The sequence below is a fragment of the Brevibacillus sp. NRS-1366 genome, from assembly GCF_050467985.1.
This window is the reverse complement of sequence record NZ_JBITPN010000002.1, coordinates 321963-344250: the sequence shown is the minus strand read 5'-3', so window position 1 is coordinate 344250 and position 22288 is coordinate 321963. Positions and strand designations below refer to the sequence as shown.

The window sequence follows — 22288 nt, the reverse complement described above, 5'->3', positions numbered from 1 at the left end:
CGTTTTGCCCATATTTCCTGTAGAGTTTCTTCCATTCTCACATCCATCCTTTCCTTCTAAGATGGATTTATTGTGACATGACTTGTTTATCGGGAACAGGTGGGCTGGGTTTGACGCTTACCTTTAAACTCAGATACAATTGATTTATAGAACACATTTGTTTCTTCGGGTGATAAGGTTTTAGGAAAATACATCATAACCTTTTCATCAGCATTTAGTCGACTAAATGGCTCTACGTCTGTTTCTTCCCAGTCGCGTAATTGCAATCTCGATGTTTCTAAATAGATCATGTTACACCTCCGAAAGAAGTACTATCCGACAGTATATCACACTATCCTGCCCATTTAGCTTATGGGCGACACCAGTTATAACTTTATTTTCCAGTCTATCACTTCAGTGAACAACAGCAATAAAAACTGGGAGAGTTTTTTCGCTTCGAAGAAATTTACTCTCAAGAAAGCAGCTGCCAGGAACAAAGTTGTCCAAAGAAAACAAGAGAAATAAGCGAAGGTCTTTGGGATACATACAAAGACGTAGTGAAAAAAACGAAACACGCCTTTAGTGTCCACCTCTGAAAAACTCCATTGATACGGCTACTTTGGACGCGGGTTTCGTTTTTTTTCACGGAGTCGGACAGTCCAGCATCCACGCGAGTATCCCAAGAACCTTGAGCGTTTTCTCCTGTTTTCTTCCCACCACTACAGCTTGATTAACGCGCCCTTCCTTTTCCCTTCCAGGATGAAAGGTGACAACAAAAAGAGGCAGGACCATCGCGGTTCTACCTCTTTTTTGTTTACGATCCTATCAATCAGCGCGCCTATCGCTTACAAAGCGCCAGACACAACATTCCCGCGGAACATGACGGCTTGACGCTTTGAGCGGCGCGCCACAGCCTCGGCAGCGGAAGCGGCATGGACGAATACAATGTCCGCTTCGTCTCCAACATTCGGCCACATGCGGTTTCCTTCTTTATCAAGCGGTGTCTTGCCGCCTGTGATAAAGCCCAAGGCTTGGGATAGGGAACGCTCATCCTGCATACGGAAGCGCTCTGCTAGACGGCCTGCTTTTTCCAAGCTGTCTCCTTGACCAAACGGTGACCAGTGGTCGGTAATACTGTCATCGCCGAGCGATACAGATACGCCCTTCTCACGCAAAAGCGGAATTGGGATCGTAGGCTTAATCACGGGAACCGTAGAAGTGATCGAAATGCCCAGAGCAGCCAGCATTTCTGCCACGTCTCCCGCTTCCTCAAGACTGATGTCCGCCAGCGAATTCGCATGGCTGATCGTGACTCGTCCGTGCCAGCCTGCTTCTTCTGTCATTTTCGCCAGACGCTTGAAAGTGAAAATACCGAGATGATCCGGGTCGTGCAAATGAACGTCGATTGGTGCGTTTGCTTCTACGGCCAGCTCAAAAATAGTCGCGAGCGATTTTTCGATGTTCTGATCCACCGTTGCCGGGTCGACTCCGCCTAAAGCGAACTGGTCGAGATTCTGATAAAATATCAGAAGAGTCCCGGACTCTCGGCATACACACGGATTATTTCCGACGCGATGAATATCATCCACCAGAAATCAGCAAATAAACCACTGGACACCGCCCCCTTTCTGTCAATTTCCCCCATACACATCCATATCGTAACAACTTTTACCTGTAATTAGCCAAGCTATATTTCTTCCGGATAGTTCCTATTAGCCACAAGATGAGCGGAATACCAACCATGTTGATTGTAAAAGCATACGGAATCCAATACTGTGTGACGTATTTAACGTCCGAAACCGTTACGTCCGGATAGAGCAAAGACTGTACGAATACAACCAAAGCAACGCCCCAAATCAATTTTCGCCAATCTTTGATATTGAGCCATTGTGCAGTGCCGTAGCTGCATATAAAAAAATACAAAGACAGTTTGATAAACACGCTCATAATCCAGATTAACACAATCAATAAGTCGATATTTTGGATAAACCCGGCAATCGAAATATACCGTGCCATATCAAAAAACGGATGGGACATCTTTGCAGACAAAGCAGGTCCAAATACGAAAATAATGCAAAGAGTGGAAATGAAAACAACCAAGCCAGCAATGCCGACTCCCCACATGGCCCGAGAAGGTCCTTGTTCTGGTTTTTCCATAAAGGAAAGCAGCATGGTCAGCATCACGCATTCTCCAAAAAATGAAGCCGGGAGCAATGTTGCTTTCCAAATACTACTCATTCCGTTATCAACATAAACCGGCAGTATGCGGTTCCATTCCGTATTTGGCAGACTTAACATCACAACAAGAAATATGGAGACAAGAATGATGGGTCCAAATAATTCACTGCATCGCCCGATCCCTTCAATTCCTCCCTGGTATGTGAGAAAAATCATCAAGAGGAGCATCGTCAAAATAATGAGCCACATAGGGGTTCTAAAGAACAATATCGTGATGGTAAAATCGGCAAATTCCCTCAGAATCACACCAATGACAGAATACCATTGGATGAAATAGGAAATGAGGAGGATTTTTCCCATCCACTTCGGCAAAATGGTTTGACTGAATTGGATAAGTGTTTGACCGGAATACAGAAGACTTAATCTCGTTGCCGCAAAAGCAATGAAAATCCCGAGAACACCAGCTATCAAGTAGGAGATCCAAACATCTTGCTGTGCTTCGCCAATGGCCGGAGATGTCGTGAGAAGAAGAGTATTTCCTGTCTCAAATGTCACCATGATCCAAAAAATTTGCAGTCCCGACAGTTTCATTTAAGAATCTCTCCTTTTCGCAGCTGTAAAGAAGGCCCCGTTAGTCCTACCCGCTTTACTTTCAGAATGACATTGACCTCTACCTCTGCCTTGGCAAATTCATGTTCCCAATTTTTTTTCATGGCTTTCCACTGGTAAGGAAACTGGCGATGAACAACCTCCCCGAAACCCAAAATGTCCGTTCCGTACTTTTTTTGTACCTTTTTAATCATTTGAAGGGTACGTTTCTTCGTTTCATCATTTAGTGTCTGTTCCAATTTCCGCAGATTTTTTGTCTCCATCAGGTCCAGCTTTGTGTTGTTTTCATTAATCACTCCTTCACCAGTCAATGTTACATAAAACTTTATTCGCGTCCTGTGTATTTCCGCACTGATTTTACTTCCTGTGTTGGTTGCGACAAACCCAAACCTTCCAAATGTCGGCTCCGTGGTAGAGATCGTTATTCTTTTCTGGTACTGCGTGATCCAGTTCAGCAAACCGCTTTCTCCATTATCCACATAACCAACCAATTTCAATTGCTTATTAAAAACAGCAGTCCCTGCCATTTGAAATCCGTTCTTTTTGAATTGGCTTCCTGCCAATTGTATCTGTCCTTTGTCCGGAGAAGAATTGGCATTCAGTTCCATTGCCGACAAGGTCGGACTGCTCCCATCTGTTGACGCCGCTATGAGGAAATTTCGCAATGTAGCACTCCCTTCGATTCCCAACGCTAAATGCTGCTTCAAGGCAGCAATCGAAGAAACAGGCTCAAAAGGATACTGTGCTGAAAGAATATTTTTCGCATCACTTCCCTTCACGATAATGACGTCTGTTCGTAGTCTTGATTCCGGGTCGCGGGTAATCGAATCGAGTATATCCGAAACCCCATTTTTCGCGTATTTTTCGCCTATAAACAACACCTGTCTGTGGCCCCGGAACAGCCGTCTGGAAACATTTTTTTGCGTTTTTTGTATGACCTCTGAAAAATCCTTACCTGAAGACGTCGCTATAAAAAAAGAGGGGGGAGTGGTTTTCCCCATGGTCCCTCCTCCAGATAATGATGGCACAACGATTTGGACTGTCCCCAGTATTGCCCCATCCTCTGCTTGATCAACCGCAGAGCCAATGATAAGAGCGATATCGTTTAATTCCTGTCGATCCCAACAGCCTGTTAGAAATCCAATGCTTAACAAGATAACGAAGAAGAGAGTGAATTTTTTCTGCATGTTTATGAATTCCCTTTTTTTGGAGGTAGCTTCCGACCTTCTGGGATACGTGTCTTATTTCTGCCAGAGAATAATGCCGGGCGATACTTCATGCTCCAGCGAGGGACACGGATAAAAGTATCTCCCAGATTGCGTGGAATTTGAGGGGCAACAGGGCTAAAATAGGGCAGACCAAACGATTGCAGAGTAACCAGATGAATAACAATGGCAATCGCTCCTACGACAATGCCATATAACCCAAATACACTCGCCAGGAGTAACAATGGGAAACGAAGAATCCGAAAAGCAGTTCCCAGATTGTAGCGCGGAACTACAAAAGAACTGATGCCCGTAGCAGCAACGACAATTACCATTGGAGCGGAAACAATGCCTGCCTGCACGGCGGCTTGCCCTATAACCAGTGCTCCTACGATGCTAACAGCCTGGCCAATCGGTTTAGGTATTCGGACACCTGCTTCAAGCAAAACTTCAAACATTAATTCCATGATTAACGCCTCAGCTATTGCGGGAAGCGGAACTCCTTCCCTGGAACTGGCAATGCTAATGAGTAGGTTCGTAGGAATGAGCTGTGGATGGTAAGTCGTAACCGCCACGTAGAGAGACGGGAGAAAAAGCGAGAGATGAAATACGACAATGCGAAGCCAGCGAATAAATGTTTTGTAAATATAATGTTCATAGTAATCCTCTGCTGCCTGTAACCCCATCCAAAACGTCATTGGCACGATTAGTACGCTTGGCGTGCCATCCTGAAAAATGGCGACTCTCCCCTCTAACAAGCTTGCCGCTACCGTGTCCGGACGTTCGGTGTTCTGGAGTTGTGGAAATGGCGAAAACGGCTGATCTTCGATGAATTCTTCTATGTACCCTGTCTCCAAAACAGAGTCAATCTGGATACGCTCCACTCGGTTGATTACTTCTTTTATCACGGAATCAGTTGCAATTCCTTCAACATATGCGATAATTACATCCGTTTTTGATAATTCCCCTAACGTCCGTATTATCATTTTCAGTTTTGGACTCTGAATTCTTCTACGCACTAAACTAGTATTCACCTGAAGTACTTCTGTAAAGCTATCTTTGGGACCACGTACGGAAAATTCGATTCTCGATTCTTCCACCGCACGCTTTTCGAACCCTTTCAAATCAGCAAGCAAGGCGTCATTTTTCCCGTTAAACAGGATCGCTACGTTCCCTTTCATGACACCATCCACCAAATCAGGAACGCCAGTGACTACCTTTGTTTTGGCGATTGCAACCATTTGCTGAACGCGATTCTCGCCAATGCCCTCTGGTTTCCGGTGAATGTCAGGAAGTCCTTCATAAACCCATGGTTTTAGTACAGTGTTATTCAAAAGATTGGTATCGACTAAACCTTCTACATAAATCAATAGAATTTTGGTTTGATCAGAAGTACATAACGAAGAAAACACGATATCGGAACAATCGTCAAAAATTTCTCTCAAGGTTTGTTCATTTGCTTCCAAATCCGCATGTAATGTCTGGTTCACATCCGGTCACGCTCGTTTCCTATGAACTGCACTTTTTTTGTTAGTTTAGTTTGTTCGTTGACGGTTTTTTTATGCCAAAAGCAGACTTGTAAGGAAGATATTGCACACGCAAAAAAACCGTCGCAGGTATTGTTATCCTACGACGGCTCAGACTGACCACAACTTTTCTTCTTGCTTTAAGATACCAGAACGACCGACTTATTCAAATCCCAGGAAATATACACCTCTTCTCCCTGCTGGATCGGTTCATGGGAGGAAGCGGACTGCACAATGACCATCTCTCTTCCAGAGGAGAGCCTGACAATCGTCTTGAAAGCAGAACCAACAAAGACATGCTCTTCTACCCTGCCGATCAGGAAGGTTCCGTCTGGGCGATGTTGGCTGAGGCTGAGCATTTCCGGACGGATGGAAACGTATACATCTTCTTGCGTTGTGGCTTTTCCATGGCCACGCAGAGCGCAGATTACGCCTTCCATCATGACTTCCACTTTCTCGTGATTTTTTCGAACCACTCTGCCTTGCAGCAAGTTTGTTTCCCCGATAAAGTCGGCTACGAAACGTGTCTTTGGCTGGTTGTAAATTTTGTTTGGCACATCGATTTGTTCGATTCTTCCATTATTCATCACGGCCACCCGGTCCGACATCGTCAAGGCTTCTTCCTGGTCGTGGGTGACATAAATAAAAGTAATCCCCAATTTTTGTTGCAAATGCTTCAGCTCAAATTGCATCTGCTTGCGAAGCTTTAAATCGAGTGCACCAAGCGGTTCATCCAATAAAAGAACCTTCGGATTGTTCACAATCGCTCGCGCAATGGCCACGCGCTGCTGCTGACCCCCGGACATTTGGCGAGGCTTTCGGTTGGCGAAAGACTCCAACTGAGCCATTCGGAGTGCCTCTGTTACTCTCTGATCGATATCAGCCTGCCGCGTTTTTCTCATTTTTAATCCATATCCTACATTTTCCCTTACAGTCATATGGGGGAATAGCGCATAATTTTGAAAGACGGTATTCACATCACGTTTGTTCGGCGGCAAATCCGTGACCGGTTGGTTATGAAGCAAGATTTCCCCCGAGGTCGGATATTCAAAACCGGCAATCATGCGAAGGGTCGTCGTTTTTCCGCATCCGCTTGGTCCGAGCAAGGTGAGAAACTCCCCTTCATAAACATGCAGATCTAAATCCTTGACGATATGGTTTTCGCCATACTTTTTATTGATTTGATGCAATCGAATCGTGGCTGTTTTCATTTATGTCCCTACTCCTCTCTTTTGTTTAATCTGAGCGAAAATACGATGAGGACTAATGAAAATAAAAAGATCAAGGTCGAGATCGCATTGACCTCAGGAGTAATCCCGTTCCGTGTCATCCCCCAAATCTGGATCGGCAAAGTCGAATAAACTCCATTCAAAAAAAAGGTAACTGGGATTTCATCCAGGGACAAGGTAAAGGATAATAACGCAGAACCGATAATCGCCGTCTTGATGTTGGGCAAAATGACATGATAAAAGGTTTGGAAGCGGGTCGCGCCAAGGTCAGCGGAAGCCTCCTCGATCGTCCGGTCCAGCTTCTTCAAACGCGCATAGACTTGCGTAAATATAATCGCGATCAAAAAAGTAGAGTGACCCAGTACGACAGCAAGCATCGACTGCTGAATCCCAATCTCCTGAAAAAAGCTGAGCATCGCTACTCCGGTCAGAATGCCCGGCAGAATCAAGGGAAGGAGCACAATGCGCTCAAATACTTTTTTCCCGATAAATTGAAACCGATCGACGGCGAAAGCACCCGGAACTGCCAGTAAAGCAGCAATGCTCGTACTGATCACCGCAACCGTCACGGAATGCAGGAGCGATTGCATCAGCGCTTTATTTTCCGCCATCACCTGATACCATTTGAGAGAAAATTGTCGAATTGGAAAACTGTTCACTGTATCTCCATTAAAGGAATACAGGATCACAATGCCAAGCGGCAGGTAGAGAAAGGCAAGAACTCCGAAAGAAAATAGCCGCAACAGCGCCGTGCTTATATCCCATTTACGCCAAAACATCTTTCCCGCTCACCTACTTCCTTTCCTGGTTAGCTTCTAAAGCTGCATATCGCTTCTCCGCTCTTCCCGTGAATTCTAGTACCAAGAGGACCAAAACCAGAATCATGATGCCAATCGCCGATCCGTAAGGCCAGTTGTTGGACGTGCCAAATTGCTGTTGAACAATATTCGAAATCATCGTACTACTATTGGGCCCTCCTAATAGGGAAGGGGCTAAAAAGTCTCCCATAGACAAAACGAAGGCAAACGTTCCGCCTGCAATCACTCCCGGCAAGGATAGGGGGAACACCACATGAGCAAAGGTTTTCCAGCGGCTCGCCCCCAAGTCTTTGGAAGCTTCCATGAGGTTTCGCGGGATTTGCTCCATGGCCGTATAAATCGGCATCAAAACGAAAGGCGTGTAAATATGAACCATTCCGATGATGACCGACACCTGGCTGTACAAGAAAATATCCAATGGTTGATGGGTGATGCCTAACCAAATCAGGGCAGAATTTAAAACGCCGTTCGTTCCCAACACAATTTTCCATGAATACGCCCGTACAATATAACTCACCCACAGCGGAATAATCACCAGCATATAGATCGCTTGCTTGTATCTCGTCACTTTAAACGTAATATAATAGGCTAATGGCAAGCTAAGCAGCAGGGTAAAGAGCGTAACCCAACCTGCCAATTCGATCGTATCCAGAAGAACGTAATAAGGGGCATCGCCTCCCGTTGTGGGGGCAAAAAACTTCGTGTAATTATTGAACTGGAACTCTTTTATGACATTAAATTGATCCGTTTTCCAAAAGCTGTACGTAAACAAATTAAAATAAGGCAAGAACAAAAAGATAAAGAGCCATATCGCAGGTGGGAGCAAGATAGGCAGTAAGCGTAGTTTTCGCCCTTTGGCCCATCGATACTTCTTTTTACCTTTCTTAGGTTTAGGAGGATATCTAGGCTCGATCTCCGTTTGCTTCAAAGGATACATTCCCTTTCACTCCTTCTCTCCAATAGTAGGGGAAGGGCCCGGTGGGTAACGGGCTCCGTCCTTTCCACTGGATACGCTTAGTTTGTTTTTACTTCCGTCCAAATTTCGTTGTAACGAGAACGCTCCTTTACATACTGCCAGAAATTTATTTTGTTAAACATTTTTTCCATCTCATCGACATACGTAATTTCCTTCAATTCAGCAGACATGTGTTGGCCTGCCTTCGGGTTGGCCACACCGTAATTGGTTACCTCAGCGGTATGCGCCTGCGCTTCCGGACTCATCGCAAAATCCAAGTAAAGTTCGGCTAGCTCGCGGTTTTTTGACCCTTTCACAATCATCAGACGATCAATCCATCCGGTAGCTCCTTCCTGAGGGATCGTCCATTTTAAATTCCTTCCTTTGTCGTTAACCTCTTTCACGGTAAGCGGCCAGCCTACAGCAAGAGCGACTTCCTTGTTGGCGAACAAATCATTCAGTTCTCCCCCGGTTGTCCAATATTTTCGGACCTGAGGCTTCAGCTCCAGCAATTTTTGCTTGGCCGTCTGTAGCTGTTCTTCGGTCATATTGTATAAAGCTGACTGGTCCTTCTGATCCAGTCCATCCATTTGCCCGATCATATAAATATTGCTAATGTCGTCATACAAAGAGATTTTTCCTTTATACTGCGGATCCCAAAATACATTCCAAGATTTTGGCTCTTCTTTTACCACATCTGCGTCATAGATCAAATAGTCAGGTCCCCATACATACGGCACACCGTAGACTTGATCATCCTTCACTACATCCGACAGCTTCAATTTTTCCACCACATCGTTGAAATGGGTTAGCTTTGCGGTGTCGATCGGCTCCACCATCCCGGATTGGACAAGCAAACCTGCTATGTCGCCAGATGGCGAGATAATATCATAGGCACTCCCGCCGCCCGATTTCAGCTTGGCGATCAACTCATCCCCGGAACCAAAGTAAGTAGGGCTAACTGTCACCCCGTATTTCTGTTCGAACTGCTTGATAATTTTGGGATCTCCGTATCCTTCCCACGTCAACAGGTTTAACGTCTGTCCTTTAAATTGCTCCTTGGAATCCGCAGAAGCCCCCGTTTTGGTGGATGCTTGACCCGTCTGCTGGCCCGATTCGGAACCGCCACCGCAAGCGGTGAGCATCAAAGCTGCCGTAGTCAAGCTAACCAAGATGGTTGTCCATTTTTTTGATTTCTTCATGTTTTTGCCCCCTGTTCTCTTGTAAGCGCTTTAGTTATAACAGTTACCTTACCATCCGAAGATCTTCATTGCCCTACTCTTCGTCAAACCAACCAGTTGGTTGAATGTTTAGATTATTGTTGATCTGCTTTACTTCCGTATAGGCCTCATAACCAAACGTGCCAAGCTCACGGCCATTTCCGCTTTGTTTGAATCCTCCCCATGGCGCTTCGTTGTAGGTAGGATGATAGGAGTTGATCCAGGTAATCCCTGCGCGAACTTTTTTAATGACCCGGTAAGCCTTGGCCACGTTGTTGGTAAAGACTGCTCCGGCTAATCCATAGATGGTATCATTTGCAAGCCGAAGGGCTTCCGCTTCATCGCTGAACTTCTGAACAACCAGGACAGGGCCGAAGATTTCTTCTTTCACAATCGTCATCTCGGACGTCGTGTTGATAAAGATGGTCGGTTCCACAAAATAGCCGTCCTTCAGCTTGCCTTCCGTGATCCGGTTTCCTCCCAGGACGAGCTTAGCCCCCTCTTGTTTCCCTATCTTGATGTAATCCAACACTTTGTTCATATGGACTTCGGAGATGAGCGGTCCCATTTGACTTCTTTCGTCCAAGCCAGGCCCTACCCGGATGTGCCGGGCTTTTTCCACCATGCGTTCGATAAACTCGTCGTAAATCGATTCTTCCAGGAGCAGTCTCGACCCGGCCGCACAAACCTGACCCTGGTTGGCAAAAATCCCGAACAAGGCATAGTCTACAGCAGTATCCATATCAGCATCGGCAAACACCATGTTCGGTGACTTCCCGCCCAACTCCAGCGTGACTTTTTTCAGGTTGCCTAAAGAGGCTTCCATGATCTTCCGACCCGTTGCCGTCCCCCCTGTGAAGGCCACTTTATCCACATCGTGGTGCTCGGCAATCGCCTGACCGACTACAGACCCTTGACCGAGAACGAGGTTAACGACCCCTTTTGGAAATCCTGCTTGCTCCAAAATTTCAAACAATTTCACAGCGGTCATTGGCGTAAGCTCAGCCGTTTTAAAGACAATCGTATTTCCAGCAGCTAAAGCGGGAGCCAATTTCCACACGGACATCAGCAGCGGATAATTCCACGGGACGATTTGTCCGCAAACACCGATCGGTTCCCGAACGACCATCGCTTGCTGGCCATCCGGCACCTCATAGGTTTGTCCGGTCGGCTTGGTTGCCAAGCCTGCGTAGTAGCGAAAGCAAGCAATTGCATCAGATACATCGTAGCGTGCTTCCCGCAATGGCTTACCGTTATTGAGCGTTTCCAGAAGAGCGAATTCTTCCATTCTCTCTTCCAAGCTCTGAGCAGCCGCGAACAGAAGTCTGGCTCGCTCCACAGCCGGAGTATCCCACCAACCTCCGTCATAAAATGCGTATTTAGCTGCTTGTACAGCCGTATCCACATCCTCCGCTGTGCCTTCAGCCGCCGTTGCGATCACCTCTCCCGTTGCCGGATTGACAATATCCCTCGTGCTTCCTGAAGAACTATTCACCCATTCCCCATTGATAAACATCTTTACATGCTCAGTGGACGAGCCTTTGGACAGTTGTTCCATTTTTGATAAGTTTGACAATTTCGCCCCTCCTTTTCTGCTGTTATGTTTTAGCAAGGAGCATGCCAACAATAAAACTGGCTCTTGAGCAGGTTTACCGCTCTGTTTTCTTTGTTTCTCAAGTGCGAAAAAATTCATTTTTAAAATTCTCATTCAAAAATAAAATCGAAGACTCAATTTTCGATATTATTTTTCTTTTCCGTATGACGGTTGTATAATAGATGGACATATAAACTCTGTTATGGTTAGAAGGTGATGATTCGGCATGGAAAAGACAACCTCTCAACAAAACCATCTATCCGCTCTTGAAATTGAGGAATTACAAGAAACAAATAAAGATTTAAACGCCATTTTATCTTCTATCTATGATGAAATATTAGTCGTTGATCCAGAAGGGACAATCATACGGGTAAGCGACCAATTTCTCGAGGAGTTTTGGAACGTGAAACCCCATCAGATTATTGGACAAAACATCCTCGATCTGGAAAAAAAGGGGTTGCTCACGCCTTCCGTCACTCATCAAGTCCTAGCGAACAATACGAAAATATCCGTCATTCAGGAAACGTGGAACGGCCGCAGAATACTCGCGACAGGAACTCCCATTTTTAATGAGAATGGAACACTGGAGAGAATTGTAGTCGCCTCCCGAGACATTACGGAAACCGCTAAGCTAAAAAGCGAACTGCAAAAGATCAAAAGCAATTCTGAAAAATTAAAGAAGGAACTTGATTTTTTAGAAAACAGATTATCGAAATCTTTCGTCATTTATAGCGATAATATGAAAGAGGTATTAAAACAAGCAGAAAAGGTCGCAAGCTCTGCTGCAACCGTATTATTAATCGGGGAATCCGGCGTGGGCAAAGAGATGGTAGCCTCCGCCATCCATCAACTAGGAGAGCGGTCGAACCAGCCCTTTGTCAAGGTCAATTGCGGGGCCATTCCGGAAAAATTGCTGGAATCTGAATTATTCGGATATAGAAAAGGAGCATTTACAGGCGCGGACCCAAAGGGGAAAGTCGGCTACTTCACGCAAGCAAATCATGGGATCTTGTTTCTTGATGAGATATCGGAAATGCCTCTCAATCTTCAGGTCAAGCTTCTTCGCGTCCTTCAGGAAAGAGAAGTCACCCCGATCGGTGAAATCGATCCGATACCAATTGACGTTCAAGTAATCACAGCTACCAATAAAAATTTGGAGGAATTAGTGCAAAAGAGCTCTTTCCGGGAAGACCTCTATTACCGCCTGAATGTCGTGCCGATTACGATTCCTCCTCTGCGAGAAAGAGCAGAAGATATCGCATTTCTGGCCCATCATTTTATCAACAAGTACAACCTTCAATATAAGCGGGAGGTGGAATTGACTCCGGATTCGATCGATCTTTTAAAGGTGTACCCTTGGTATGGAAATGTCCGCGAGTTAGAAAATATCATTCAAAGGGTCGTTGTCACGAGTGAAGATAAGCAGGTGAACTCCCAACTGCTGAATAAAATGATCCCTTGGAAAAATTTGACGAAAACATCCAAACCAATCGTTACGAATATCATGCCGTTGCAGGAAGCCCTAGATCATGTGGAAGAAACGTTGATCGTAATGGCGATGGATCAATACAAGTCTCTCAAAACGGCTGCACAAGTTTTAGAGCTTAGCCAACCGACCATGAGCAGAAAATACCAGAAGATTAAAGAAAAAATAAAACACAGGAGCAAGCCCCCGGCCGATTTCTTGCAATCCAAAATTTTTGAGGATGAGCTGGATAAACAATTAATGTCGGTTACCATCGTCACTGCGACTTCCATAGATGCAACAGACGTCAAGCATTTAATGGAAAATTTGTCTTCTGACAATCCCTATTATCTCAAGCTGCAAAACAAGCTATCGCTGATTCGTGAGCTCGAAGGGAAAATTGAATGGAATTATATCTTTACCGTTAATTGCAGGCGGGAAGTGATCAATCTAGTCGCGGACAAGCGGCTGAAGCTGAAGCCGGGAGATGCATACTTCGGACCGCCGGAAATCATGAAATGCATGTACCAGGCCATGAAAGGTAGAGTGGGTGTAACTCCCTTGTACGAGGACATCATTTGTGGTCACGTGAAATCTAGCGTCGCTCCAATCAAAGATGAGTCAGGCAAAATTATTGCCATATTAGGCTCCGATTTTACTGCCGATTATGTCACAAACCAAATTCATAATCTAAGGAAATTGTTAAAAGGATCATAAAAAAAATCTGCTCAGCGACCTGAAAACAAAGGGGGTCCATTTGTCCATGAACATCAACTGGACAAATAGACCCCCTTTTATTTTATGGAATCGGATAGCCGCTTAATCCGTTCCTGTTTTTCCGTTCTGGCCGAAATGGCTTGGGATACTGTCACGGCCATGAACCGGGTAACTGTATTCGGCCTGGATTGGGCAATGATATCCAAATCAGAACTGATAACCGTGCCAATGGTGACAAAGCCGCCTCCAGAGGTCCCGTCATTAAGCAGTACAATTATTTCTTCACTGTTTGGCACCATGATTACACCAATCGGATAGACAACATCCACAACATTGGATGAGCTCTTTCCTGCTCCGAAGGGAGGATCAAAATCATGAAAAGTGACTCGAGCCCCTTTAAATCGATACGCCACCCTGTTCGATTCCGTCGATACCTTCCAATCGGTATTCAAAAAGGATTTAACCCCATCGTCACTGATACAATGCCCAGAGAGTCCCATGACCACCCGTACGTAATTCTCTCTTTGGAAGTGAGGGATAAACTCAGCAGGTACTCTTTTGCCGATTCGCTTAAATACACCGGGAAGCGGTTCACCTATTGGGATCTCGTCACCTTTTTGCAATTTTCGGCCAAGATACCCGCCAAGATGACTTGGTATAAAGGTAGATTTACTCCCTAATACGGTAGGAACCTGAATGCCTCCTGAAACGCAAAGATAAGCTTTTGTACCATTTTGTGAAAAAGAGAAAGACAACACATCGCCTTCCTGGACTCTGATGTTTTCCCATATGGGAATCGGTTCACGATTTAAAAAAACATCGACTGGTGCACCCGTTACTGCAATGACTGTGTTTTTTCGAAACTCCACCTCTGGTCCCAACAGAGTAATTTCCATCCCGGCATAATCCATAGGATTTCCCAATAGAAGATTGCCAACGATAAAGGAATATTTGTCAGCCGCACCTGAAGGAGGTACGCCAAGATGATAATGGCCGTTTCTTCCCAAATCTTGAACGGTTGTTTCTAAGCCCGGCTCTATGATCCGTATCAATTAGAAAACCTCCATCAACTGCTGAATATACTGTTTCCCTTTACGAAAGTACTCTTCTGGTGAAAACTCTACATTCTTTGTGTGAAACCGATACGTACCTTGTTTTACCTGCTCGACGATTTTATTGTACTCTTGTTCATCAATCGGCCGATGCTTCCATATATCCCCAGGTCTAGCCAAAAACAAGCTATCTTTTAGATCCTCCAGCCGATGCTCGGTATCGTAAATGGGTACTGCAGACATCCCGATCAACTGATAACTTCCCGGACCGGAAACAGGGTATATCAGGGTAAACGCACCGCCCAATCCGACCGCTTGACTTGGTGTATCTGTTCTTGGACTTACATACTTGGGCGTCTGAATGATTTCTTCGTTTGGAACCCCTAACTGAAACTCCCACGCAGCTCCCGGAGTAAATCCCATCATCGTGACAAGGTGAGGCATTGCCGAATGTGCTTCAATAAATGCTTGACCATCCTTAAAACCGTTTATTTTCATGACAAACTCAAAATTTGTGCATTGAGGATCTGGATGACGGTTCTTGAAGCGCTCAGAGTATTCCCGCGTAATCGGGTCATCATACCAGGTCGGTATTTCAATGATGCGCACCTGAAGATTAAGTTCGGACGGATTGCTTTTCGTAATATCAATCTGTTTCAAATAGTCCAAAAGATCATCAGCTGAGATCATATCCGGATCAAATCGAACCAAATAAGATGCATTGGATGGACAAATTTCGATAATTCCCGGGATATTCCGTTTTCTTAGTTCGTTCGTGATTGCCAATGCTTTTAAATTACTCTCGGCGCTCATATCACGGGAAATCTCGGCGTAAATGTATTCATCACCCGCAAAATCAAAGCGCGTTTCTGGTAATGTAAACATAGGCAATTCCCCCTTCACTTCAGTCGTTTGTTAATTCTTCTGCTCACCGTTGCTTGACTGATTTCCAATACTTCCGCTACTTTTGTAGCCGTTCCGTATTTTTTCAGAGCCAGTTCAATGAGTTGGCTTTCCAATTCCGCTACGGCCTCTTTAAGTGGGATTACGTCAAATATCAAGGGCTTGGCCGTTCTCCCCCTTTTTTCGCCATAAAGCACAGACAGCACATCGTCCCTTAGAATGAAATCGTTTTTGGTGGTGACGATCAACCGCTCGATAATGTTGTGCAACTCCCGGACATTCCCTGGCCAATTATAGTTTTCCAGCACCTCTATTGCCTCAAGAGACAAGCTTTTTTCTTTTTGATAGGCTTGATAGAATTGTTGTAGGAAACTAATGGACAAAGGAACGATATCTTCTATCCGTTCACGCAACGGCGGAATATACAATGGAATGACATTGAGGCGATAATAGAGATCTTCACGAAACTTGCTCTCTAGTACGAGTTCCTTCAAATTTTTGTTTGTTGCGGCGACAACACGAACATTGAGGCTGACCGTTTTCACTCCCCCAACTCTGGTAATTTCCTTCTCCTGGAGGATTCGCAGTAGTTTTACCTGCATGTTCAACGGCAATTCGGAAATCTCATCCAGAAAAATCGTTCCTTCATTCGCAAGTTCAAACAAACCCGGCTTTCCTTTCTGGTCGGCTCCTGTGAACGCTCCTTTTTCATAACCAAACAATTCACTCTCGATCAAACTTTCGGGAATCGCTCCGCAATTTACCCGAACAAAAGATTTCCCTTTCCGTTTGCTCGACTCATGAATCGCGTGGGCAAAAACTTCCTTCCCTACTCCTGACTCGCCGTTCAGCAAAACCGTCGAGTCTACCTGAGCGATTTGCTTCATCTCGTCCACTAAATTCTCCATCACTCTGGATCGATAGATAAGCTGTTTGCCCTGTTCATTTTTACGAATTAATTGGGTTAGCTCCTGCTTGTACTGATCTGATTTCTTCTGAGCGACCTGCAGCTCTTCCTGAAGCTGGTTCATCTCCGTAATATCCCTGGACACAATGACAACTTTTTCGAGTTTCTCATCGTGGAACACCGGCGTAGCTACCGACCAAATTCTCCGGTCTTTTACCGTTTCTTGAATACTGGTTAGTTTTTTTCCTTTTTTCACGCATAAGTCAAAAATATTGGGGCAAAATATTCCGTCTTGTTCGAATTGACGAATATTTCTTCCGATAATCTGTTCAGGATACTCTTCCATCCAAAAGTCTTTCAAGAATGTCCCGGATAAGCGGATAATGTCTCCTGTGGCATCCACAACCAAAATTTGTTCATGGGAAGAGGAGTAGATCGCTTGTAAATCTTCGTACATGCTGCGGACAAAATCCAGTTCTTGAACGGTTTCTTCCCACTGTTCCTTGCGAAAGAAAATATGCACGATACCGAAAACTTGTCCATTCACCCACAAAGGAGAAAAATTGCCCGTAATATATTTGAAGTTAAGAGAACAATCGACACTTACAAATTGTTTTCCAGCAAGAACCTCATCCAGATTCTTGTCGATGGTCAATAACGATTTATAATTTCGGGTTAAAAGAAAGGAATGAGGGAGCCCGAAGATGCTTTCTGCTGTCTCATTGATAAACGTGATTTCAAAATCAGCATTTGTATGGATAATGCCAATTCCAGCTCCATTCAGGATCTGGTTGAATTGCTGCAGCTTTAGCTGATTCAATTGTTGAACAGCTACTTGGACTTTGTTGTAACCGGTAATCTCGCCTTTATGATCTACTCCAAGTATCAATGAGATGTTGTGATAAAATTCGATCGCATGGTCCTCGGGAACCTTCAGAATATCCTTCTTGCAAACGATTTTTTGTGATAAATCCAGCGAGCTTGCGAGCTGCTGCAAAACAGTATCAGAATCCAAATATCCGATGCAGGAGGCTTCATCATACACCAACACTACGCCAGAATGGCTTTCCTTCAAAATAGTTAATGCCTCTTGAACAGTCATATCGTGATGAACGATCGATTGAATCGGCTGCAAAATATCCTTCCATACAATCAATGATTACCCTCCCCTACGAAACGAGACATGGTATGTAATATTACTATACCAAACATGAAGATTGATGTTATTCATATTTGAAATATCCCAACAAATTACACATCATTTACGATTTACATTTTTCAAAAAAGAAAGAGGCTGTTGAAAATCAACAGCCTACCCCTAGTACTTCACGGATGGGAGCGATTTTTATTTCGTTTTGCTTTAACGCTTCTACAATCGCTTTGGCAAGCTCCGTGGCACCTGGTGTATCACCATGAATGCAAACCGTTTGGGCGATGATGGAAGCATCTTCTCCCGTATGGGTAACGACCCTTCCTTCCTTGACCATTCTTACGACTCTTTCCGCCATATCGCGATAATCTTGAATGCTTGGCCCCGTCCTCGTAAGAACGATGGAGCCTGTGGCGGTATGCTCACGGTCAGAATAGGCTTCAAGCGCAACCGGAATCCCCATTTGCTTGCCTATTTCTGCGACAGCCGAGTTGTTCAAGGCAAATACCACTGTTTGGGAATCCATATCAGCGATTGCCTCCAGGATTGCCCGCGCTAGCTGTTCATCATCCATCGCCATCATATACAGTGCTCCATGCGGCTTGCAATGCTGGATTCGCAATCCATTCGCAGCTGCAAACTCGCGAAGCGCCCCCGTTTGATAGGTGACATAGTCTTTGATTTCACCAGGCGTACACTTCATGTACCGTCGTCCAAAACCGATTACATCAGGAAAAGCGGGATGTGCACCGATTCCCACTCCGTATCTTTTCGCAAGCTCCGTTGTTCTCCTCATCACATGCGGGTCCCCGGCGTGGAATCCACAAGCGATATTCGCTGAAGTGATGTACTGCATCATTTCCTCATCATTTCCGAGCTTGTACATGCCAAAGCTTTCGCCCATATCACAATTCAAGTCAACTTTTATCACTGCCATCTCCCCGCTCTTGTACAAAATTGAAAGGCAATTCAGACTTGAAGCTGCAACAATTTCTCCAAGTAACGAGTAGTATAATTTCCTTGGATAAAGTCGCTGTCCCTGACCACCAACTGCAAGAGCTCAGTATTGGCAGTCAGCCCTTCTACCTGAATTCCCTGCAAGGCTCGTCCCATTTTTTCAATGGCTTCTGTCCGATTGGCACCATGCGTGATGATTTTTCCGATCATCGGATCGTAATACGGCGTCACTTTGTTTCCTTCGATCACCCCAAAGTCCAGTCTCACGTCCTTTTCAGGAAGGACAAGCCGCTGTATAACCCCTGGAGAAGGAAAAAACGTTTTCGGATCTTCAGCATACAAACGGCATTCGATCGCATGCCCCATTACCTTGATATCTTCTTGCTGATAAGGCATTTTTTCTTTAGCGGCCAATTGAATTTGCAGCTCGACCAGATCAATCCCCGTTACTTCCTCTGTGACCGGATGCTCTACCTGCAGCCTTGTGTTCATCTCGAGGAAATAAAATTCGCCAGTTTCATCGAAAATAAATTCCATCGTACCGATAGTTGTATAGCCAATCTGTTTTACTCCTTTTAAGGCGCTCTCCAACAACTCCAACCGTTTCTTTTCGTCTAAAAACGGAGATGGACTCTCCTCGATGACTTTTTGGTTTCTTCTTTGCACAGAGCATTCCCGTTCATACAAATGTAGCGTGTTTCCATAATGGTCACAGGCTACCTGCACCTCGATGTGACGGGGATTCTCAATCCATTTTTCCAGAAAGAGAGTCCCGTCCCCGAAGTAAGATAGAGCCCGCTGCATCGTTGAGCTGTAAACATTTCCAAGCTCTTCGGGCGTGTACACTACCTGCATGCCAATTCCACCGCCGCCAAAGCTGGCCTTCAGCATTAAGGGGTACCCCAGCTTTTCTGCGACACTCAATGCTTCCTCTACAGTGTCCAGCTTGCCATCCCATCCCGGTACGACAGGGACTCCAGCTCTTTGCATCTGACGGCGTGCTTCAATTTTACTGCCCATCATCGCAATGATATCGGCGCCCGGTCCGATAAAGGTGATCCCCTCTTTTTCGCACCGCCGAGCGAACTCGGGACTTTCCGATAAAAAACCGTATCCCGGATGGATGGCTGTCGTTTTGGTTTGCTTGGCAGCCTCAATCACTTTATCCATATCCAGATAGCTTTTCTTTGCCTGCGGGGCTCCTATGCAAACAGCCTCATCAGCCTCATTAACGAAAGGGGCGTCAATATCGGCTTCTGAATAAATGGCAACTGTTTTAATCCCCAGCCGTTTGCAGGTACGAATAATTCTGCGAGCGATTTCTCCCCTGTTGGCGATCAATATTTTTTCAAAGTGGCTCATTATGTTTGCTCCTCTCCCGGATCAATAGGGCTATTTTTTTTGGATGATGGCAATTTCTTGACCTGCGTCCACGAGCTCTTCGCTTTCGACCACAAAACGCTCGATAATGCCTTCTTCTTCCGCTTTGATTTCATAAAAATTTTTCATCACTTCAATCATTCCAACGGTATCCCCTGGCTTGACTATCTGTCCCTCCTGCACATAAACATCTTGGTCCGGGCTAGGCTTGCGATAAAATACACCTGGAATAGGAGCAACGATCGAATTTTTTTCAGACATGTCAACATCTCCTTTTTTACATAACCGCTATTTTACATTGTTGGATTTTGTTCTGCAGATCTATACGTGCTGCAAGTGCTTCTTCGATGGAAACTGAAACAAAGCGGACTTTTTCATTTGTTTTGATTTGGGCCATGCGACTTAAATCTGCACTGATAATGGTCGCAATTGTTGCATATCCACCACCGGTTACCGCATCATTCAAAAGAGCAATCGGTTCCGCGCCATCCGGTACTTGTATGGAACCGATAGGATATCCCAAATCGACAACATTGGAAGGATTGCTTCCGGCACCAAAAGGTTGTTCACGCGGCACAAAATCCAACCGTTCCCCTTTAAAACGGTAACCAACCCGATTTGCCTCCGGTGTCACCGACCAGTCGATGGATAAAAATTTTTGCTTGCTGTCTTCCGTAAATCGATAGCTGCATAGCCCCATAACAACCCGAATTTCTTGATACTTGGGAAATTCCGGGATCAGATCGGCAGGAATTCGCGTTCCAGGCTTAACGTCATGCTGCTGATTCTCACCGACATACAGGACATCCCCAGCCTGCAAGGCTCGTCCTGCATAACCACCGATACCGCAAAGCGTGTAGGTAGAACGGGACCCCAATACAACCGGCACATTAATACCGCCTGCCACCGCCACATAAACCCTGGCCCCTTGCTTGACAAAATCAAACGACAAAATGTCTCCAGCCAGGACATGAATCGCTTCCCACTGGGAAACCTTTACCCCGTTAATTTTAGGAGGAATCTCTGCGCCAGTGATCGCGATGACGGTGTCTGTTTGAAACTCCAGTTTTGGTCCCATATAAGTAGCTTCCAAAGCTGCTGCATCTTCAGCATTCCCGACAAGCAAATTGGCGATGCTAAAAGAATATTTATCCATCGCCCCGGATGGAGGCATTCCGATCTCATAGTATCCAATGCGCCCCGAATCTTGCACTGTCGTTTGTAACCCTGGTTCCAAAACTTTAATCACGGTACAACACCTCCAAAACATTTTCGGAGAAATTTTTAGGGTTTTCGATGACTTGTCGCGGCGAGAAGGAAATCTCTTTCGTACGGTAGCGATACGTTCCGTTCTCTACCGCAGCTCTGATTTTTGAAAATCCCTCCATATCAATGCTTCGATAGCGGAAGATGTCGCCTTGACGCGGAAACACCATCGATTTTTTAAAATCAGGCAGAATCTGATCTTTATCGTAGATAGGAGCAGCCGCTACACCAAACAATTGATAACCACCTGCTCCTTGCACAGGGTAAATGCAGGCGAATGCTCCACCAAAACCAAATGCCCTCTCAGGTGTATAGGTACGTGGACGAACGTATTTCGGAACTTCTATCTGTTGTTCACGCGGAACCATCTGATAGCACCATGGCAACCCTGGAACAAATCCGACCATGGAAACCAGAAAAGGAAAACTGGTCAATGCCTCTATAAACTGCTCCTTGTTCGGATATCCGTTTATTCGGGCGGCATATTCCAAGTCGGTTGAAGTCGGGTCTTGATGTCGATCCCGAAATCTCATCAGCGCTTCATGCGTCCAGGGATCTTCAAAGAGGATCGGAACATCCACTACTCTTGAATGAATTTCGATATGATCGAGATCGGAGACTGAGTATTCCAACTGCCTCAAATCTTCTATCAATTCATTCGGATGTACGACTTGAGGATTGAAGCGGATCATATAAGAGACATTTGCCGGACAAACATCCAAAATGCCAGGCCAATTTTTTTCTCTGATTTTTTGGGTTATGGCCATTGCCCGAAAATTTACTTCCAAGCTCATTTGTTCTGCTAATTCGACAAAGACGAACTCATCTCCACCGTATTCATAACGTGTCAATGTTGTCTCACCTCACTTTAGTTTTCATGAAACCCCTTTCAATATTGAAAAGAGGTTACACTGGTTATCACAAAAAGCAACAATCATGCCAACCATTTTTTGTTCGGCCTTTTTCCTATTAACAAAGAAACAGCGATAAATCATGTCTTCATGACCATGGAAGTATTAGGAAAATAACAATCTATTATTTTTCATTTTTGAAAGGTTATTTTTCATTATTGAAAGAAAAGCGTATCTTTGTTCGCTACCACACTCTTTCATTCTCCCATCGGTATATGGATAGGAACGAGATTTATATTATTATTCGGAATTGGCATACTATTTGCA

18 protein-coding genes and 1 pseudogene are annotated in these 22288 nt (G+C 45.0%); 1 reads left to right on the top strand and 18 read right to left on the bottom strand.

Annotated features, from left to right (window positions below):
• Positions 1-86: 86 nt before the first annotated feature.
• The 10 genes and pseudogenes from ACIFQN_RS02355 to ACIFQN_RS02310 form a co-directional block, all read right to left on the bottom strand.
• The gene (locus ACIFQN_RS02355) at positions 87-290 is read right to left on the bottom strand and encodes a GNAT family N-acetyltransferase (protein ID WP_429831399.1); all 204 of its coding nucleotides are present in this window, start codon (positions 288-290) and stop codon (positions 87-89) included.
• A gap of 534 nt (positions 291-824) precedes the next feature.
• Positions 825-1475, bottom strand: a pseudogene (locus ACIFQN_RS02350) (amidohydrolase family protein); the annotation flags it as partial.
• A 172-nt stretch (positions 1476-1647) separates the two neighbouring features.
• Entirely contained in the window at positions 1648-2748 is a 1101-nt protein-coding gene (locus ACIFQN_RS02345) for a GerAB/ArcD/ProY family transporter (RefSeq protein ID WP_429831398.1), read from the bottom strand.
• Entirely contained in the window at positions 2745-3953 is a 1209-nt protein-coding gene (locus ACIFQN_RS02340; RefSeq protein WP_429831397.1) for a Ger(x)C family spore germination protein, read from the bottom strand. Before ACIFQN_RS02340 ends, ACIFQN_RS02345 begins: the two co-directional genes overlap by 4 nt.
• Before the next feature lie 2 nt (positions 3954-3955).
• On the bottom strand, positions 3956-5461 hold the full coding sequence (locus tag ACIFQN_RS02335; protein ID WP_429831396.1) for a spore germination protein: 1506 nt from the start codon (positions 5459-5461) through the stop codon (positions 3956-3958).
• Positions 5462-5637: 176 nt separating this feature from the next.
• Complete coding sequence (locus ACIFQN_RS02330; RefSeq protein WP_429831395.1) at positions 5638-6708, bottom strand: ABC transporter ATP-binding protein; 1071 nt, start codon at positions 6706-6708, stop codon at positions 5638-5640.
• Between the two features lie 8 nt (positions 6709-6716).
• Positions 6717-7505 carry an ABC transporter permease gene (locus ACIFQN_RS02325; protein ID WP_429831394.1) on the bottom strand — a complete coding sequence of 263 codons (789 nt, stop codon included), beginning with the start codon at positions 7503-7505 and terminating at the stop codon, positions 6717-6719.
• Positions 7506-7518: 13 nt separating this feature from the next.
• Entirely contained in the window at positions 7519-8481 is a 963-nt protein-coding gene (locus tag ACIFQN_RS02320) for an ABC transporter permease (RefSeq protein WP_429831393.1), read from the bottom strand.
• A gap of 77 nt (positions 8482-8558) precedes the next feature.
• Positions 8559-9701, bottom strand: a complete 1143-nt coding sequence (locus ACIFQN_RS02315) for an ABC transporter substrate-binding protein (protein WP_429831392.1) — start codon at positions 9699-9701, stop codon at positions 8559-8561.
• Between the two features lie 73 nt (positions 9702-9774).
• Entirely contained in the window at positions 9775-11277 is a 1503-nt protein-coding gene (locus ACIFQN_RS02310; protein WP_429831420.1) for an aldehyde dehydrogenase family protein, read from the bottom strand.
• 262 nt (positions 11278-11539) lie between these two features.
• On the opposite strand from ACIFQN_RS02310, the gene ACIFQN_RS02305 reads away from it, so the two are divergent.
• Positions 11540-13495, top strand: coding sequence for a sigma-54 interaction domain-containing protein (locus ACIFQN_RS02305; protein WP_429831391.1), 1956 nt, complete (start codon positions 11540-11542; stop codon positions 13493-13495).
• A 77-nt stretch (positions 13496-13572) separates the two neighbouring features.
• Here ACIFQN_RS02305 and ACIFQN_RS02300 read toward each other — a convergent pair whose 3' ends face one another.
• From ACIFQN_RS02300 to ACIFQN_RS02265, 8 genes are all read right to left on the bottom strand, one after another.
• A complete protein-coding gene (locus ACIFQN_RS02300) occupies positions 13573-14547 on the bottom strand; it encodes a biotin-dependent carboxyltransferase family protein (RefSeq protein ID WP_429831390.1) in 975 nt (324 codons plus the stop codon).
• Complete coding sequence (locus ACIFQN_RS02295; RefSeq protein WP_429831389.1) at positions 14548-15432, bottom strand: 5-oxoprolinase subunit B family protein; 885 nt, start codon at positions 15430-15432, stop codon at positions 14548-14550.
• A gap of 14 nt (positions 15433-15446) precedes the next feature.
• Positions 15447-17513 (bottom strand): sigma 54-interacting transcriptional regulator, encoded by a 2067-nt coding sequence (locus ACIFQN_RS02290; RefSeq protein WP_429831388.1) that lies wholly within the window; start codon positions 17511-17513, stop codon positions 15447-15449.
• A gap of 148 nt (positions 17514-17661) precedes the next feature.
• Complete coding sequence (locus ACIFQN_RS02285; protein ID WP_429831419.1) at positions 17662-18438, bottom strand: LamB/YcsF family protein; 777 nt, start codon at positions 18436-18438, stop codon at positions 17662-17664.
• 38 nt (positions 18439-18476) lie between these two features.
• Positions 18477-19826 (bottom strand): acetyl-CoA carboxylase biotin carboxylase subunit, encoded by a 1350-nt coding sequence (locus tag ACIFQN_RS02280; protein WP_429831387.1) that lies wholly within the window; start codon positions 19824-19826, stop codon positions 18477-18479.
• 30 nt (positions 19827-19856) lie between these two features.
• Positions 19857-20105 carry an acetyl-CoA carboxylase gene (locus tag ACIFQN_RS02275; RefSeq protein WP_429831386.1) on the bottom strand — a complete coding sequence of 83 codons (249 nt, stop codon included), beginning with the start codon at positions 20103-20105 and terminating at the stop codon, positions 19857-19859.
• A 16-nt stretch (positions 20106-20121) separates the two neighbouring features.
• Positions 20122-21093 (bottom strand): biotin-dependent carboxyltransferase family protein, encoded by a 972-nt coding sequence (locus ACIFQN_RS02270; RefSeq protein ID WP_429831385.1) that lies wholly within the window; start codon positions 21091-21093, stop codon positions 20122-20124.
• Positions 21086-21961 (bottom strand): 5-oxoprolinase subunit B family protein, encoded by an 876-nt coding sequence (locus ACIFQN_RS02265; RefSeq protein ID WP_429831384.1) that lies wholly within the window; start codon positions 21959-21961, stop codon positions 21086-21088. The genes ACIFQN_RS02270 and ACIFQN_RS02265 overlap by 8 nt, the downstream gene beginning before the upstream one ends.
• Positions 21962-22288: the final 327 nt, after the last annotated feature.